The sequence below is a fragment of the Pseudomonas sp. R45(2017) genome (assembly GCF_002112305.1).
GTDB classification, from domain to species: domain Bacteria; phylum Pseudomonadota; class Gammaproteobacteria; order Pseudomonadales; family Pseudomonadaceae; genus Aquipseudomonas; species Aquipseudomonas paraglycinae.
This window is the reverse complement of the sequence record NZ_NEHH01000003.1, coordinates 413825-429174: the sequence shown is the minus strand read 5'-3', so window position 1 is coordinate 429174 and position 15350 is coordinate 413825. Positions and strand designations below refer to the sequence as shown.

The 15350-nt window shown below is 62.3% G+C and carries 18 protein-coding genes; 12 read left to right on the top strand and 6 right to left on the bottom strand.

The annotated features are described in order from the left end of the window. Positions 1-30 precede the first annotated feature (30 nt). Positions 31-1974, top strand: a complete 1944-nt coding sequence (locus CAF74_RS09170) for a DNA topoisomerase III (RefSeq protein WP_085746129.1) — start codon at positions 31-33, stop codon at positions 1972-1974. A gap of 47 nt (positions 1975-2021) precedes the next feature. After that, positions 2022-2525 (top strand): GNAT family N-acetyltransferase, encoded by a 504-nt coding sequence (locus CAF74_RS09165; protein ID WP_085746128.1) that lies wholly within the window; start codon positions 2022-2024, stop codon positions 2523-2525. Positions 2526-2537: 12 nt separating this feature from the next. On the opposite strand, the gene CAF74_RS09160 is transcribed toward CAF74_RS09165, so the two are convergent. Beyond that, positions 2538-2909, bottom strand: a complete 372-nt coding sequence (locus tag CAF74_RS09160) for a hypothetical protein (protein WP_052026217.1) — start codon at positions 2907-2909, stop codon at positions 2538-2540. Positions 2910-3036: 127 nt separating this feature from the next. On the opposite strand from CAF74_RS09160, the gene CAF74_RS09155 reads away from it, so the two are divergent. Then, positions 3037-3366 carry a hypothetical protein gene (locus CAF74_RS09155; RefSeq protein WP_047293552.1) on the top strand — a complete coding sequence of 110 codons (330 nt, stop codon included), beginning with the start codon at positions 3037-3039 and terminating at the stop codon, positions 3364-3366. A 72-nt stretch (positions 3367-3438) separates the two neighbouring features. Here CAF74_RS09155 and cynR read toward each other — a convergent pair whose 3' ends face one another. Further along, positions 3439-4317: a transcriptional regulator CynR gene (gene cynR, locus CAF74_RS09150; protein ID WP_085746127.1), complete on the bottom strand. Its 879-nt coding sequence runs from the start codon at positions 4315-4317 to the stop codon at positions 3439-3441. Between the two features lie 120 nt (positions 4318-4437). Between cynR and cynS the strand changes: the two genes are divergently transcribed. The 3 genes from cynS to CAF74_RS09135 all read left to right on the top strand — a co-directional run bounded on the left by cynS (position 4438) and on the right by CAF74_RS09135 (position 5893). Next, on the top strand, positions 4438-4902 hold the full coding sequence (cynS, locus tag CAF74_RS09145) for a cyanase (RefSeq protein WP_011334741.1): 465 nt from the start codon (positions 4438-4440) through the stop codon (positions 4900-4902). A gap of 83 nt (positions 4903-4985) precedes the next feature. Next, on the top strand, positions 4986-5222 hold the full coding sequence (locus CAF74_RS09140) for a DUF2790 domain-containing protein (protein ID WP_085746126.1): 237 nt from the start codon (positions 4986-4988) through the stop codon (positions 5220-5222). A gap of 11 nt (positions 5223-5233) precedes the next feature. Next, positions 5234-5893, top strand: a complete 660-nt coding sequence (locus CAF74_RS09135; protein WP_085746125.1) for a carbonic anhydrase — start codon at positions 5234-5236, stop codon at positions 5891-5893. A gap of 48 nt (positions 5894-5941) precedes the next feature. On the opposite strand, the gene CAF74_RS09130 is transcribed toward CAF74_RS09135, so the two are convergent. Together CAF74_RS09130 and glsB are read right to left on the bottom strand one after the other, a co-directional pair. After that, a complete protein-coding gene (locus tag CAF74_RS09130) occupies positions 5942-7444 on the bottom strand; it encodes an aldehyde dehydrogenase family protein (protein WP_085746124.1) in 1503 nt (500 codons plus the stop codon). Positions 7445-7513: 69 nt separating this feature from the next. Then, entirely contained in the window at positions 7514-8422 is a 909-nt protein-coding gene (gene glsB / locus CAF74_RS09125) for a glutaminase B (protein ID WP_085746123.1), read from the bottom strand. A gap of 241 nt (positions 8423-8663) precedes the next feature. On the opposite strand from glsB, the gene CAF74_RS09120 reads away from it, so the two are divergent. Further along, positions 8664-8867 (top strand): hypothetical protein, encoded by a 204-nt coding sequence (locus CAF74_RS09120; RefSeq protein WP_085746122.1) that lies wholly within the window; start codon positions 8664-8666, stop codon positions 8865-8867. 57 nt (positions 8868-8924) lie between these two features. Beyond that, the gene (locus CAF74_RS09115) at positions 8925-9440 is read left to right on the top strand and encodes a DoxX family protein (protein WP_085746121.1); all 516 of its coding nucleotides are present in this window, start codon (positions 8925-8927) and stop codon (positions 9438-9440) included. A gap of 3 nt (positions 9441-9443) precedes the next feature. Here CAF74_RS09115 and CAF74_RS09110 read toward each other — a convergent pair whose 3' ends face one another. Next, positions 9444-11057 carry a murein L,D-transpeptidase gene (locus tag CAF74_RS09110; RefSeq protein ID WP_085746120.1) on the bottom strand — a complete coding sequence of 538 codons (1614 nt, stop codon included), beginning with the start codon at positions 11055-11057 and terminating at the stop codon, positions 9444-9446. Positions 11058-11208: 151 nt separating this feature from the next. On the opposite strand from CAF74_RS09110, the gene CAF74_RS09105 reads away from it, so the two are divergent. From CAF74_RS09105 to CAF74_RS09090, 4 genes are all read left to right on the top strand, one after another. After that, positions 11209-11922, top strand: a complete 714-nt coding sequence (locus tag CAF74_RS09105; RefSeq protein ID WP_085746119.1) for a murein L,D-transpeptidase catalytic domain family protein — start codon at positions 11209-11211, stop codon at positions 11920-11922. A 147-nt stretch (positions 11923-12069) separates the two neighbouring features. Further along, the gene (locus CAF74_RS09100) at positions 12070-12327 is read left to right on the top strand and encodes a DUF2790 domain-containing protein (protein ID WP_085746118.1); all 258 of its coding nucleotides are present in this window, start codon (positions 12070-12072) and stop codon (positions 12325-12327) included. 12 nt (positions 12328-12339) lie between these two features. Beyond that, the gene (locus CAF74_RS09095; RefSeq protein WP_085746117.1) at positions 12340-13011 is read left to right on the top strand and encodes a heavy metal response regulator transcription factor; all 672 of its coding nucleotides are present in this window, start codon (positions 12340-12342) and stop codon (positions 13009-13011) included. Next, a complete protein-coding gene (locus CAF74_RS09090; protein WP_085746116.1) occupies positions 13008-14414 on the top strand; it encodes a heavy metal sensor histidine kinase in 1407 nt (468 codons plus the stop codon). The genes CAF74_RS09095 and CAF74_RS09090 overlap by 4 nt, the downstream gene beginning before the upstream one ends. Positions 14415-14559: 145 nt before the next feature. Here CAF74_RS09090 and CAF74_RS09085 read toward each other — a convergent pair whose 3' ends face one another. After that, positions 14560-15180, bottom strand: coding sequence for a cell wall hydrolase (locus CAF74_RS09085; RefSeq protein ID WP_085746115.1), 621 nt, complete (start codon positions 15178-15180; stop codon positions 14560-14562). Positions 15181-15350 lie beyond the last annotated feature (170 nt).

The following is a 15350-nucleotide window of genomic DNA, read 5'->3' as shown; positions in this document are numbered from 1 at the left end:
CTCTTCGGGCAATGATCGACGACGGTGGTTATGCGGCTGTACCTCTGTGAAAAACCCTCCCAGGCCAAGGATATTGCGGCCGTGCTCGGCGCCAAGCGTCGGGGCGACGGCTGCTGGCTGGGAACGGATGTCACGGTGACCTGGTGCATCGGCCACTTGCTGGAAACCGCCCCGCCGGACGCCTATGACGCCAGATACAAGCGCTGGGTGCTGGCCGACCTGCCGATCATCCCGGACAAATGGAAAATGACCGTCAAGCCGCGCACCGCCAGCCAGTACAAAGCGGTCAAGCGCCTGCTCGGCGAGGCCAGCGAACTGATCATCGCTACCGACGCCGACCGCGAGGGCGAGATGATCGCCCGGGAGCTGGTCGAGCATTGCCGCTATCGCGGACCGATCCGCCGTTTGTGGCTGTCGGCGCTGGACGAGGCGTCGATTCGCAAGGCGTTGGCGTCGCTCAAACCGGGTGCTGAAACCTTCAGCCTGTATCACTCGGCACTCGGGCGCTCGCGGGCGGATTGGCTGATCGGGATGAACATGAGTCGGCTGTTCACCCTGCTCGGCCGGCAATCGGGCTATCAAGGCGTGCTGCCGGTGGGCCGGGTACAGACGCCGACCTTGCGACTGGTGGTGGATCGCGACCGCAGCATTGCCGATTTCGTGCCGGTCGCATATTGGGCCATCGACGTGCAACTGCTGCACAACGGCATGCCGTTCACCGCGCAATGGCGTGCGCCGAACGATGCCTGTGACGATCAGGACCGCTGCCTCAATCAGGCCCTCGCCCAGCAAGCGGCCGCCGCAATAAGCAGCGCTGCCAGCGCCCGGGTGATCAAGCTGCGCACCGAGCGCATGCGCGAAGTGGCCCCCCTGCCCTTCGATCTGGGCACCTTGCAGGAAGTCTGCTCGAAGAAGCTCGGCCTCGGTGCCCAGGAAACCCTCGACATCGCCCAGGCGCTTTACGAAACCTACAAAGTCATCACCTACCCGCGCAGCGATTGCGGCTACCTGCCCCTGAGCCAGCACAGCGAGGCGCCGGGGATTCTCGCGGCGTTGCGTCAGGCCGACCCTAGCCTCGAAGCGCTGCGTGAGCATCTGGAGCCACAGCGCCGCTCTCGCGCCTGGAACGACGCCAAGGTCAGCGCCCACCACGGCATCATCCCGACCGCTGCTGCGAAAAACATGGAGCGCCTGACCGGCAAGCACCGCGCGGTCTACACGCTGATTCGCGCACGGTATCTGGCGCAGTTCCTGCCCAATCACGAATACGACCGCACCCAGGCCGATTTCGATTGCGCCGGGGAAGCCTTGCGCGCGGTTGGCAAGCAGATCATCGAGCCGGGCTGGAAACGCGCGTTGCCCGAAGCGCTGGCCCCGGCCAAGGGCCGAGAAGCCCCCGCGCCGCAAACGCTACCGACGCTGACCCAAGGTGCCGAATGCGCCGTGGCGGACGTGAAGCTCAAGGACCTGTGGACACAGCCGCTCAAGCCCTACACCGAAGGCGACCTGATCAAGGCGATGAAGAACGTCGCCAAACTGGTGGAAGATCCGCTGCTCAAGCAGAAACTCAAGGACACCACCGGCATCGGCACCGAAGCCACCCGCGCCTCGATCATTCAAGGGTTGCTGGATCGTGGTTATCTGGTGAAGAACGGCAAGGCGCTGTCCGCCACCCCCGCCGCCTTCAGCCTGATCGACGCCGTGCCGCGCGCGATTGCCGACCCCGGCACCACGGCGATCTGGGAGCAGGCGCTGGACATGGTGCAGAGCGGCGAAATGAGTCTGGAAGAGTTCGTCACCAAGCAGGCCGCGTGGATGAGCAAACAAGTGACCCGCTGCGCCGGACTGAGCCTGACCATCAGCGGCCCGCCGCCTGCCGGTAAGGCCGCTGCGCCATGGAAGAACAAACGCAAGACCACCCGGCGCAAAACCACCGGAACCAGCAAGCGTGCGGCAAAACCGGCAGCCAAATAGCCTGCTGCACGCTACTGTTTCTGCAGTGATGGTCAGGAGGCAGCCGCATGTCTGTCATCGAACTGCGCGTCGCCCGGCGTGACGAACTGGACACCCTCGAAAACCTGATGCAGTTCTACACCTATGACTTCAGCGAGTGGCTGCCGCTGAAGCTCGGCGGGCATGGGTTCTTCCCGATCCAGTTGAAAGACGATTACTGGCGCCAGCCGGCGACGCGGCCATTCCTGATCCACGTTGACGGTGAACTGGCGGGATTCGTGACCGTGGATGACCACCTCCTCATCGAAGGCGCCGACTACAACATCGGCTATTTCTTCGTCAGCCGACGCTGGCGTGGCCAAGGCGTCGCGCAGTTTGTCGCCTCTGCCCTCTTGAGCCACCTGCCCGGTCGATGGCAGATTTTCCATGTCGACGCCAACCTGCCTGCACAGCGGTTCTGGGCCCGGCTCATCCCTGAGCTGAGCGGCGGCGACTTTACCCGCCAGACCAAAACAGTGGACGGCTATCCCTGCACGTTCTACTGCCTGCGCAGCCTCTCTCCCGCTGCCTGACCGCCGCTTTTTTCATTCCAGAATGACTTTGTCCGACAATATGTAGTGACCAAAAATAATCACTACAAAACCGTTGACGGCATCGTTTTGCTTTTGCATGATGCAGACGTCTCCCCGATCGGGAGCACTGGCAACACGCTTGAGCAAGCTCGTCTGACCGCCGAGCTGTTTTTTCCGGATACACGCTGCCCACAAGGCAGATTGAAGAAGCTGACCTGGCCTGAACGTCCAGTATAAGGACGAGAAGCGCTGGCGAAAATTCTCAAGACGCTTGTGGTCGACCCTGAAAACGTCGTCAAGGAGCCTCCCGGTTTTCGCTGCTTCTCCTCGTTGTGACGCTATTGCGTAGCAGTTATTCAACACGACTACATGCAACAGACGCATGACCCCGTACTTCACACGGGCGACCGCTGACGTCCTGGTTTCGGTGCCAGGGATCAACTAACCGATGGGCTACCTGTATTAGCGAATCAACTTTGAAAGATCACCAGACTGGTCAAGGGGCAATATCATGAATCTGAACAATCAACCTACTATCGAAGAACTGGCTCGTATGTTCGCGGCGCAAAAAGACAGCCACGACAGCCATATTCTGTGGATCAGCAAGTCGGGTCAGGTCCATATCGACTGCCTGTCGCCCCATGCTGGTGAAGAAGAGTTCGACCGGAACAACCAGAACCTGCTGGCCCGCCTGAAGATGTACCGCCGCGGCCACGGCTATGTCGGCAAGAAAGCCGCGGCCGACAAGGACTTCATCGGTAATGTTCTGCAGACGCTGAAACAGGCGTGGGACTCGATGCAGAACAAGAACGAAGTTCGGGTGATTGATCGGTTCTGCTAAGTTAAAACTTCAATAAACAAAAGGGCCTGCTTCGAAAACGAAGCAGGCCCTTTTTATTGCTCGCAAAAAAACTCATGAACGAGTTTCCAGCACCAGCTTCATGAACGCCTCAGCCGCCGCACTGTGATAGTTATTCTGGCGCCGCAATAACGCCGCTCCCCGCTGCGGCGCCTCGCTTTCGACACGCAACCGGCGCAACGCCCGGTCCTCGGTCGCAATCGCCTCCGGCAACATGGTCGCAATCGGCGCATGCCGGATCACTTCCAGCAACGTACTCACCGAGTTCACCTCGATCTGCACCTTGGGCGTGATGCCGTGCTGACGGAAATACTCGTCAATCGATAGCCGCGTGATGAAATCCGGCGCCAGCAAGGCGAAATCCAGCTGCGCGATGTCATCCGGGGTCAACACCGATGAGCTGTCGTACAGCGGATGCTCGCGCCCGACCATCACCCCCAAGGTCTCGACAAATGCCGGAATGCACTCAATGTCCGGATTGCGCACCGGCGTGAAGGCAATCGCGATATCCAGCGAGTCATCCGCCAGCCCGGCCTCGATGTCGTCCATCGACAACTCGAAAATCTCCAGGTGAATCCCCGGATACCGCGCCACGTAATCGCGCACCAGCGGCCCGACCAGATACGCCATGAACGTCGGGGTCATGGCCAAGCGCAGTGAGCCTCGGGACAGATCCTTCACGTCATGCAACGCGCGCTTGCCCGCCTCCAGCTCCACCAGCACCCGTCGCGCGCATTCGATATAGGCCTGCCCGGCATCAGTCGGCTTCACCGAGCGCGAGGTGCGATCAAACAGATCCACACCGAGGCTTTCTTCCAGTTGGCGGATCTGTTGCGACAGGGTCGGCTGCGACACGTGCAGCGCCTCGGCCGCCCGGGTGAAGCCGCCGTGATCGGCCACGGCCAGCAGGTATCGCAAATGTCGCAGCAGCATGGGACGCTCCATCTATAGGCAGTGCTTATGCCTTGCATTGTATATCGGTCTTGGACGCTATGGATCAATCGGCAGAAGATGAATCCCACACAGCAAGCCAACCCCGAAAGGAGAAGCACCATGCAATCCCAAGCCTACAACGACAGCCGCATCGCCCTGACCACCCGCGCCCTGGATGCCAAGGCTCAGAAAAACCTGTCGTGGCAGGATCTGGCCGACGGCACCGGCCTGAGCCTGGCCTACGTCACCGCAGCCCTCCTCGGCCAGCATCCACTGCCGAAAGCCGCCGCCGAAGTGGTCGGCGACAAGCTTGAGCTGAGCGCCGAAGACGTCGCCGCCCTGCAAATCATCCCGCTGCGCGGCAGCCTCGACGGTGTGCCGACCGACCCGACCATCTACCGCTTCCACGAGATGATCCAGATCTACGGCACCACCCTGAAGGCGCTGGTTCACGAGCAGTTCGGCGACGGCATCATCAGCGCGATCAACTTCAAGCTCGACATCAAGAAAGTCGAAGACCCTGAAGGCGGTTCCCGCGCCGTGGTCACCCTCGACGGCAAGTTCCTCCCGCTGCGTCCGTTCTGACCCCTCCGGGCCCGCACCCCGCGTGCGGGCCCCTCCAAACCTGAATTGCCAAATCGTAACCCCATCTGTCTGGAGGCTGCCCCATGCAAAAAATTCTGCTGACCCTTGCCCTGCTCGCCGGCCTTTGCACTCAAGCCCAGGCCGATGACGAAGCCGTCGCTTACCGCTACGGCATGTCGCTGGATATCGCTGAAGTCGTGAGCATCACCCCGGTCGCCGACGTCTGCGGCGTAGTGCCGGTCGAGATGACTTACCTCGACAGCCACGGCGCAAAACACATTCTTCAATACAGCGAATTCGGCACCGGCTGTTCGAACTGAGAGGACACACCATGAAAAACCTGATCGAAGGCTTCCTGAAGTTCCAGAACGAGGCGTTTCCACAACGCACCGAACTGTTCAAACACCTGGCGACCACCCAAACCCCGGGCACCTTGTTCATCACCTGCTCCGACAGCCGCGTCGTCCCGGAACTGCTGACCCAGCAGGAGCCCGGCGAGCTGTTCGTGATCCGCAACGCCGGCAATATCGTGCCGTCCTACAGCCCGCATCCGGGCGGGGTTTCGGCGACGGTGGAATACGCGGTCGCCGTGCTCGGCGTGACCGACATCGTGATCTGCGGCCACTCCGATTGCGGCGCGATGACCGCCATCGCCCAGTGCAAATGCATGGATCACCTGCCTGCCGTCAGCGGCTGGCTGCAACACGCCGAGTCGGCGAAAGTGGTGAATGAATCGCGACCGCACGCCAACGACGCAGCCAAGCTGAGTTCGATGGTGCGAGAAAACGTGATCGCGCAACTGGCGAACATCCAGACTCACCCGAGCGTGCGCCTGGCCCAGGAGAAAGGCCTGCTGAATCTGCACGGCTGGGTCTACGACATCGAGACCGGCTCGATCGACGTGCTGAGTGCCGACCGCCGTACCTTCGTCTCGCTGGCCGAGCAACCGTCGACGTGCGCGGTGTACGGTCAGGCAGTCGATGCTGCTTGAAAACACAACGCCGCGCCCGTCATTGCGACGGGCGCGGCGTTGTTCTGTTCAGCGTTTTACGCCCAGATCGATTTGCGTCATGCGGCTGCGTACGGTGAACACACCGTCACCGGAGAGAATCGCGCTGCGGGCAAACAACCGGCCGCTTTCCCAGTTCGAAAGACCCAGTTCCGGTTTGTTCAGCGCGTACTGACCATCGACCCAACGAGTGATGCCGTTGCCCACGAACGGCGCGTTGACCGCGCTGTAGAAGCGCTCCTGAACCGCCGCGTCTTCGCTGATCAGCGACACCGTGAACTGCGGGCTGTAGCGATTGAACAGCGCGATGGCCTGATCCAGATCGTCGACGATCATCAGGCTGGTTTCCGGGGTTTCTTCCCATTCCCACTCGCGGCCCAGTTGAGTTTCGGGCAGCGGCTCGGACAGCGCTTCGGTCTGGTAACCCTCGGCGCGATAGACCTCGACCGTCGCGTTCTGCCAGTCGTTCGGCAGGTAGCTTTCGCTGCCTTCGACGATGTGCAATTTGCAGCCCTGACCGCGCGCGGTACCGGCCTGCTGCAAGGCATCGAGGAACAGCGGCACCAGTTCGGCAGCACGGTCGCGCTGGATCAGGCAGACGTTCAGCGTGTTGCAAACCTTGCGATCCAGCGAGTTGCGCACCACAGCGGCAAAACGCTTGGCGTCGGCATCGCGATCGGCGATCAACCACGCGCCACCGGTGCCGTGCAGGCTGACGGCGGTACCGGCCTGCTGGGCGATGCTGCCCAACTGGCTGACCGCACGGCCCGAACCACGGGCCACCGCCAGCGACAGACGCCGGTCGGCGAACATCGCCCAACCGGCGGCGTGGTTGACGCTCTCCACCAGCGACACCGCACCCGCCGGCAGACCGGCATCGGCCAGCGCCGGGTTCAGGGCGTGGGTGACGATGGCTTGCGCGGTGCCCAGCGCATCGCTGCCAATGCGCAGCACGGCGGTGTTGCCGGTGCGCAATACACCGGCGGCGTCAGCGAAGACGTTTGGCCGACCTTCGAACACGAACGCGACGATGCCCAATGGCGACACCACCTGCTCGACCTTCCAGCCGTCATGCTCGACGCTGCTGATCACTTTGCCGCGGGTGGCCGGCGCATCACGCCAGGCGCGCAGGCCGGCGATCATGTCGCGGCGCATACGCTCGTCGGCGAGCAACCGGGTGGTGGAACGACCGCGCGCCTTGGCCCGTTCGATGTCGGCGAGGTTGGCGGTTTCGATCAGTGCCCAGGCGTCCGGGTTTTCCAGACGTTGGGCAAACAGATCGAAGAAGCGGCTGATGGCCTCATCCGGCACCGCAGACAACGCCGTAAACGCCGCCGCTGCTCGCTCGATCGCCACCGATGCGGCCTGCTGATCCACCACCGGAATCAGCAACAGCTCGCCGCTCACTTGCTCCACCAACAGGTGGTCGCCGGGTCGGAAACGCTCGGCCAGTTCGGGGCTGACCACGGTGACGCGGTTACCGGCGAAAGGGATAGGCGTGCCAGCGACGAGACGTTCGAGCGCGAGAGACATGGAGCGGATTCACCATATTGAGGGCGGCCGGAAAATGTATAGGTTGGCCTCCCTCAAAGCAACACGGCCTCAGAACACCGACCAGCCAATCCGCGAACTGAGCATTTCCAGCGCCGCCATCCCCGCCAGCGAATTGCCCGCCGCGTTCAGTTCCGGCGACCACACGCACACCGTGAACTGCCCCGGCACCACCGCGACGATACCGCCACCGACGCCGCTCTTGCCCGGCAGGCCGACGCGATAGGCGAAGTTGCCGGCCTCGTCATAGAGACCGCTGGTGGCCATGATCGAGTTGACTTGCTGGGTCTGGCGGCGAGTAAGAATCTGCTCGCCGCTGTGTTTGCAGAAACCGTCGTTGGCCAGGAAACAGAAGGCTCGGGCCAGGTCGATGCAGCTCATGCGCAACGCGCAGTGGCTGAAATAGCTGCGCAGCACCGCTTCAACGTCATTGTGGAAATTGCCGAAGGATTGCATCAGGTACGCCATCGCCGCATTGCGCGCGCGGTGCTGGTACTCGGAGTCGGCGACCTTGCCGTCGACCATCACCTGCGGGTTGCCCGACAGCCGCCGCACGAAATCGCGCATCGACAACGCCGGTGCCGCAAAGCGCGACTGGTTGATGTCGCAGATCACCAGCGCCCCGGCATTGATGAACGGATTGCGCGGACGGCCGCGTTCGAACTCCAACTGCACCAGCGAGTTGAATGGCTGGCCGGATGGCTCGTGGCCCAGACGCTCCCAGATCGCCTCGCCGGAATGTTCGATGGCCTGCACCAGGCTGAACACCTTGGAAATACTCTGCACCGAGAACGGCGTCTCGGCGTCGCCGGCGCAATACATCTCGCCGTCGTTGCCATACACGGCGATGCCCAATTGATTGGCCGGCACGGTGCCGAGGGCGGGAATGTAGTCAGCCACCTTGCCCTGCCCGATCAGGGGCCGGACAGCGTCAAGGATCTCGTTCAACAGCGCTTGCATGCCGGGTCTCGAAGTCTCGCCCCATGGGATTGCGGGGACACCGTGGCTAGACGCTGCGCCCGGCAATCGAATCACACCGGCGCTCTGTATCGCAGTGTGTACGGCCCGACGCCCGACACATCCCGCGCACAAATCCGGCCCTTCGCGACACATCAGCGATACAGCCCGGCGCTCAAATGAACCTGTCGATCGGCAGCCCCGATCAAGCCTTTGAACTCAAACATCGCATCGGAGATTCACCATGACCAAGCGCTCGAAAACCTCCCTGACCCTCGGCCTGCTGCTTGCCGGTGGCCTGGCCCTGTCCAACGCGGCTTCGGCTTCCGAAGCGTTCAGCGTCAAGCAACTGGATCACGGCTACAGCCAGTCCCAGGCCAAGGCCGACTCGGCGGAAAAAACCTCGGAAGGCAAATGCGGCGAAGGCAAGTGCGGCGCCGGCGAGTAACCCTTTTCACGGGGCACGTTGGTGCCCCGTTTTCTTTCGAATGAATGGAGCCTTCCCATGACCACAGCTCTCTCGTCGGCCGTCAAAGGTCTGCACCTGAACCTCGACCGCGCCGGACAGTGGCTCGCGCCGCTGACCTTGCGCCTGTTCATCGCCTGGGAATTTTTCGAATCGGGGCTGGAGAAATTCAACGGCCAGAACTGGTTCGAAGACATTCAGGAGCGGTTCCCGTTTCCCTTCGACCACTTGCCGGCGACGCTGAACTGGGAGCTGTCGATGTGGGCAGAGCTGATCTGCGCGCTGGCGATCCTGATCGGATTCGGCACGCGGATTTCGGCGATTTCGCTGATTGTCGTGACCATCGTCGCCACCGCCGCCGTGCACTGGCCGGCGGACTGGTCATCGCTGAGTGAACTGGCCCAGGGTTACGCGATCACCAACAAGGGCTTCGGTAACTTCAAGCTGCCGGCGATCTACCTGGCTTCGCTGGTGCCGCTCGTATTTGCCGGGGCCGGCAAGTTGAGCGTGGATGCGTGGCTGGCGCGGTTTTTCTGGAAACGCGCCAGCCGCTGAGGATCAATGCGCCCGGTCCAGCCCCGCCAGCAACGCGCTGTCTCGGCTGTAAATGTCCGGCGCGTAGAGCACGCGACCCTGGCCATCGACCTGTGCCGTCCAGTAAGTCATGAGGATCGGCACCGGATTGCTCAGGCGGAATTCATGGGTGGTGCCGGTGGCGAGCAAGGTGTCGGTGCGCGCCTTCTCCGCCGGGCTGAGCAGGAAATCGCGCAGCTTCATCGGATGCTCGACCCGCACACAGCCGGAACTGAACGCCCGTGGCCCCTTGTCGAACAGCGCCTTGCTCGGCGTGTCGTGCAGGTACACCGAGAACGGGTTGGGGAACCGAATGACCATCTGCCCCAGCGGGTTGCGCGGCCCGGCGTCCTGACGCAGAAGGATGTTGCCGGGATTGTCCCAGTCGATGTCGGCGGCGGCCAGCGGCTGGCCGTTGGCGTCGAGCACTTGCAGGTTCTGGCGGCTGAGGAAGGTCTGATCCTTACGGATTTCCGGCAGCTTGTCTTCCTTCCAGATGGTCGGCGGCACGGTCCAGGTCGGGTTCAGGGTCAGACGCGTGACCCGGGATTTGAGCAGCGGGGTCTGGCGTTCGGCGCGCCCGACCTGGGTGCGGGTCTGCCACACCGGCAGGCCACCCTGATAAAGCGTCAGCTCGGCAGCGGCGACGTTGACCAACAAACCGTCCGGCTCCATGTCCTGGGCCATCCAGCGGAAACGTTCAAGGTTGACCCGCAACTGTTCGCGGCGGGTCAGCGGACTGATGTTGAGCTCGGCAATCGTTCCCGGCCCGACCACTCCGTCGGCCTGCAACGAATGGTTGGCCTGAAAGCTCTTCACCGCCTCCACCAATACGCCGTGATAAGCGTTGTCCGGCGTGCCGACCACACTGCTCAGGTAGCCTTCGCTGTAGAGCCGGCGGGCCAGTTCCGGCACGCGTTTGTCTTCCATGTCCGGACGCAGCAACGGGCCGTTGCCCACCGACGTCCATTGGGGCAAGGCTTTCAGGCGTTGAGCTGCGTAGAGATGGCGCAAATTCTGATATTGCGCCAGCTGTGGGCGGGCCAGATCGAAGGCGGCCGGAACGTTGTGCACGCCCGGCACGGCGATGGCTAGCAATTCGGCCTGACGGTCGCGTGGCGTTTCGTCGGAATGCCACAGCGGTTCGAAGTGCGATTGCAGCAGGCGGCCGTAATGCAGATCCTGCAGGGCTTGCAGGTAGTAACGGCTGATCTCGATGTCGGCGCACAGCTCGCCGTCCTGCGGCGCGATGAGTGCGACCGGATAGCGTTTCGGATTCAGGCCATCGTCGGCCAACTGCTGCAATTGCGCATGCAAGGCCGGCAATTGCCCACCATCGGCCCACACCGGCAGCCAGTCCTGCTGCTGGTAGAACGCGCGCAACTGCTCCAGCGCCGGGCCGTTGAGGCTGGTGCCGATCGTCGGGCACGCCTGAGGCAGGCTGATCAGCGCAGCCTGCAGCGGGCTCTGCGGCTCGATGGGCATTTCCGTCGGCACGGGCGGCAGCGTCGGGAGTCCCGGCAACGGCTCTTCGGCGCAAGCGACAAACGGCGCAGCGAGCAAACAAATGCTCAAGTAGCATGCGTACTTTTTGAACAACTGCTTTACTCCAATCCATGGCCGTCTTGATTGACGGTCAACCTTACCTCAGGTGCGGTGCACAGTCAGGCCCGATTCGCGGGCTTGCCGGGAACGACTGGACGTCAGGAGCCTAAGTGCCAAACAAGTAGCAAGTGGAGACTCACTTTAAATGTTGACGTTTTTGCGCCGACTTCTGCTGACTGCCACCGCCATTGGCGTGCTGACCAGTCCAGCCTTTGCCGCCGGCACCACTTCGCCGGTTCTGTACACCAGCCTCGCGCACGCCGCGCCGGAACTCAATCCCCAGGCGCTGAAAGGTGCCTTGAACGCCATGCAATGTGCGATCAACAACGGCGCGAAGCAGTCCCGTCACCTGGCGATCATCGACTATTCGCAGCCGTCCACCGAGCGCCGATTGTGGATCTTCGACCTGACCCGGAAAAAACTGGTGCTGCGTGATCTGGTCGCTCATGGTTCAAACTCCGGGGAAAACTTCGCCACCCGGTTCTCCAACCGTGAAGGCAGTTTTCAGTCCAGCCTCGGCCTGTTCCGGACCCAGGAAAGTTACCAGGGCACTCACGGTTACTCGCTGCGCATGGACGGTCTGGAACCGGGCGTCAACGACATGGCCCGTGACCGCGCCATCGTGATCCACGCCGCCGACTACGTGAACCCGTTCTGGAGCAAACGTACCGGCCGTCTGGGCCGCAGCCAGGGTTGCCCGGCCGTGCGACCGCAAGTTGCCAAACGGGTGATCGACAGCCTGAAAAATGGCCAGTTCATGTTCTCCTGGTACCCGGATCAGCAGTGGCTGAAATCCTCGCCGTACCTCAACTGCCAGCCACAACAGATCGCGAGCATTCTCAGCACTCACGCCAGCTGAATACTCTGTGGGAGTGCGCTGGCTCCCACAGGTTCGGTTTATTACAGATTTGTCATCGAGTTGTCGGTTTGCCGAGCGGATCGCCCGGTAGCTTGAAGTTGTCCCGGCCCAAACGCCGATCAACTTCAACGACTCGAGTGACCCATCATGAAAACCCTGATCCTCGCCTTCACCGCCCTCCTCGCCACCGGTTCCGTGTTCGCCGCCCCTGCACCGGACGCTGCCGTCATTCATGACAAAACCGGCTTCTTCGTGCACCTGGATGTCGACAAAGTCCTCTCCAGCACCGATATTTCCCAGGCTTGCGGCGTGATCCCCGCGCGACTCAACTACCTCGACCACCAAGGCCGTGAACATGTGCTGGACTATCAAGTGCAAGGCAGCGGCTGCATCAATGACAATTGAGGCACAGTGCCCATGAATATCCTTGTTGTCGAAGACGAACCCAAGGCCGGCAACTACTTGCTCAACGGCCTGCAGGAACTGGGCTACAGCGTGAGTCTGGCCCGGGACGGCGCCGACGGTCTCCACCTGGCGCTGGAGTTCGACTTCGACGTGATCGTGCTGGACGTGATGATGCCGAAAATGGACGGCTGGGAAGTCCTGCGCCGGCTGCGCAAGGAGACCGACACGCCGGTGCTGTTTCTCACTGCCCGCGATGACATCGCCGACCGGGTCAAGGGCCTGGAACTGGGCGCCGACGATTACCTGATCAAGCCGTTTTCCTTCGCCGAACTGGTGGCGCGCCTGCGCACCCTGACCCGGCGCGGGCCGATCCATGAAGAGGAGCAATTGCAGGTGGCCGATCTGCAGATCGACGTGCTCAAGCGCCGGGTCACCCGCGCCGCCAACCGGATCACCCTGACCAACAAGGAATTCGCCCTGCTGCAACTGTTCGCCACCCACACCGGGCAAGTGCTGTCGCGCTCGCTGATCGCCTCGCGGGTGTGGGACATGAATTTCGACAGTGACACCAATGTGGTCGATGTCGCCGTGCGCCGCCTGCGGGCGAAGATCGACGATCCGTTCCCGCTCAAGCTGATCCACAGCGTGCGCGGCATCGGCTACCGCTTCGATACCCAACCATGAAAATCGCCGGCACGTATTCCCTGACCTTGCGTCTGGCGCTGGTCTTCGCCGTGCTTGCCTTCGCCGCGCTGGGAGGCCTGGGCGCGGCGCTGTACAACCAACTGGAAGCAGCTCTGATTCGCCGCGACGACATCCAGTTGGTCAGTCGCGTCGATCAGTTGCGCACCTTCCTCAACGACAGCAACACCCTGGAACTGATCAAGAACAAGCCGGCGCTGTTTCAGAACATGCTCGGCAACCGCGAAGCCTTGCTGACCATCGGCGCACCCGGCCAGCCGCCGTTGCTGGTGGTCAACCCCGGCAACCTCGCCACTCCGAACTTGCCCGCCGTACCGATCGATCACCCGATGGCCCTGAGCGATGTACAGCACTTGCCGAGCGTCGACGGTGTGCCATTTTCGGCGGTGGCGGCGACCATCGACTCGGGCGATCTGGGCAACCTGCAGGTGCTCACCGGACGCCTGATGACCGAGCGCACGACAATGCTCGCCAATTACCGGCTCAGCGTGTACGGCCTCGCATCATTGGCGGCGATTGTGCTGGCGCTGGTCGGCTGCCTGCTGGTGTATCGCGGACTGCTGCCGTTGCGGCGGATTGCCCGGCACGCCCACGGGATCGGCATCGCCAACCTCGGCGAACGCCTCGACCGCCACGGCACGCCTCGGGAATTGCAGCCGATGATCGAAGCCTTCAATGCGATGTTGGACCGGCTCGACCGAGGGGTTGCGCAACTGAGCCAAGTCTCCACCGACATGGCCCACGAACTGCGCACACCGATCAACAACCTGCTCGGGGAAACCCAGGTCGCGCTGCAACAGAACCGCAGTGTGGACGCCTATCAGCAGTTGCTCGCCTCCAACGTCGAAGAACTCGAACGGCTGGCGCGGATGCTCGACAACATGCTGTTTCTCGCCCGCACCGACCCGGCCAGCGCGCTGAGCCAGCGTCAGGAGCTGGACGCCAGCGATGAGATGCAGCGCATTGCCGATTACTTCGAAGGGCTGGCGGCGGACGTCGGTGTCACCATCGAGGCCAGTGGCAGCGGCGTGATCTGGGCCGAGCCGATGCTGCTGCGTCGGGCCCTGGCCAATCTGTGCGCCAATGCGATCAAGTACGGCGCGGCGGATTCGACGCTGCAGGTCGAAGCCATCGCCGAAGCGGACGGCAGCTACCTGCGGGTACGCAATCAGGGCGCGACCATTCCGGCGGAACATATGTCGCGGTTGTTCGAGCGCTTCTACCGCGTCGATCCGTCCCGCGAGCGTTCGGCCCAATCCAACGGACTGGGCCTGTCGATTGTCGCGACCATCATGCAATTGCATCAGGGCCGCTACAGCGTCAGCAGCGCCGACGGGATCACCTGCTTTGAACTGTTCTTTCCGGCCCGACAACCCCGCGACTGATTTCGCCAAGGTGTCCCTGTGGGAGCGAACTGCTTGCGAATGCGTTGTGTCAGGCACTGATGAAACTGGCTGACCGGGCGTTAACGCGAGCAGGCTCGCTCCTACTAGGGAAATGGCGGTGCCATTGTGTGCGGGAAGTCTGCGCCTAACGCGCATCCCCGCCAGCAGGTTTGTAGAACAGAAATTTCCTGGTCTCGGCGGTTTTTCTGTATTCCTTGGCCCAACTTGGATGAACGTTGCGGTCGTGGAAATACAGGGCGCCATGGGTGCGGTCGGTGAGCTGGCGGTTCAGCGCCTTGCCGGCGATTTCCTTGGCCAGCGCGTATTCGGCATCTTCCTTGACCTGATCCGGACGCCCGTCGCACCACCAGGAAAACTGGCAGCTCTTGGTTTCCGAGCCCTGCTTGACCACCTCGCACACCGTGCCCGGAAAGCCGTCATGCCCGAGGCGATTCATCACCACACTGGCCACGCCTTCCATGTCGGCATTGTCCTTGCCCTTGGCTTCCCAATAGATACTGCGCGCCAGACAGGTGATCGGGTCGTCCAGCGGAGCGGCGCCAGCGGGGTCGACCGCCTGCGCTTCGGTCGGGGTGATGGCTTCGGATTTGGGTGCCGGGGGCGCGTCGGGTTTGTCGGCGGCCTTCTCTTCCAGAACCTCGGCTTTCGCTTCGGCCTTTTCCTTGATCGGTGCCTGATCGGTGGCCAGTGCCGCGCCGCTCAGCAAGGTCAACGCAAGACAGCAAAGCAACCCGTTCAATTGCATGATCATTCTTCCGGCAGGGCCCGATACGGGCAAAGTGTTACGTGGTTGAGACGCCCGGATCCCGGGCTCTTCGCGAAGTGTAGACGGCAATTTTCACGGCATCGTTCCGCAGAAAAATCCGCGTCGTGAAGAAAAAGACATTGCACGAACCGGGGCCCTTTCGCGCATGA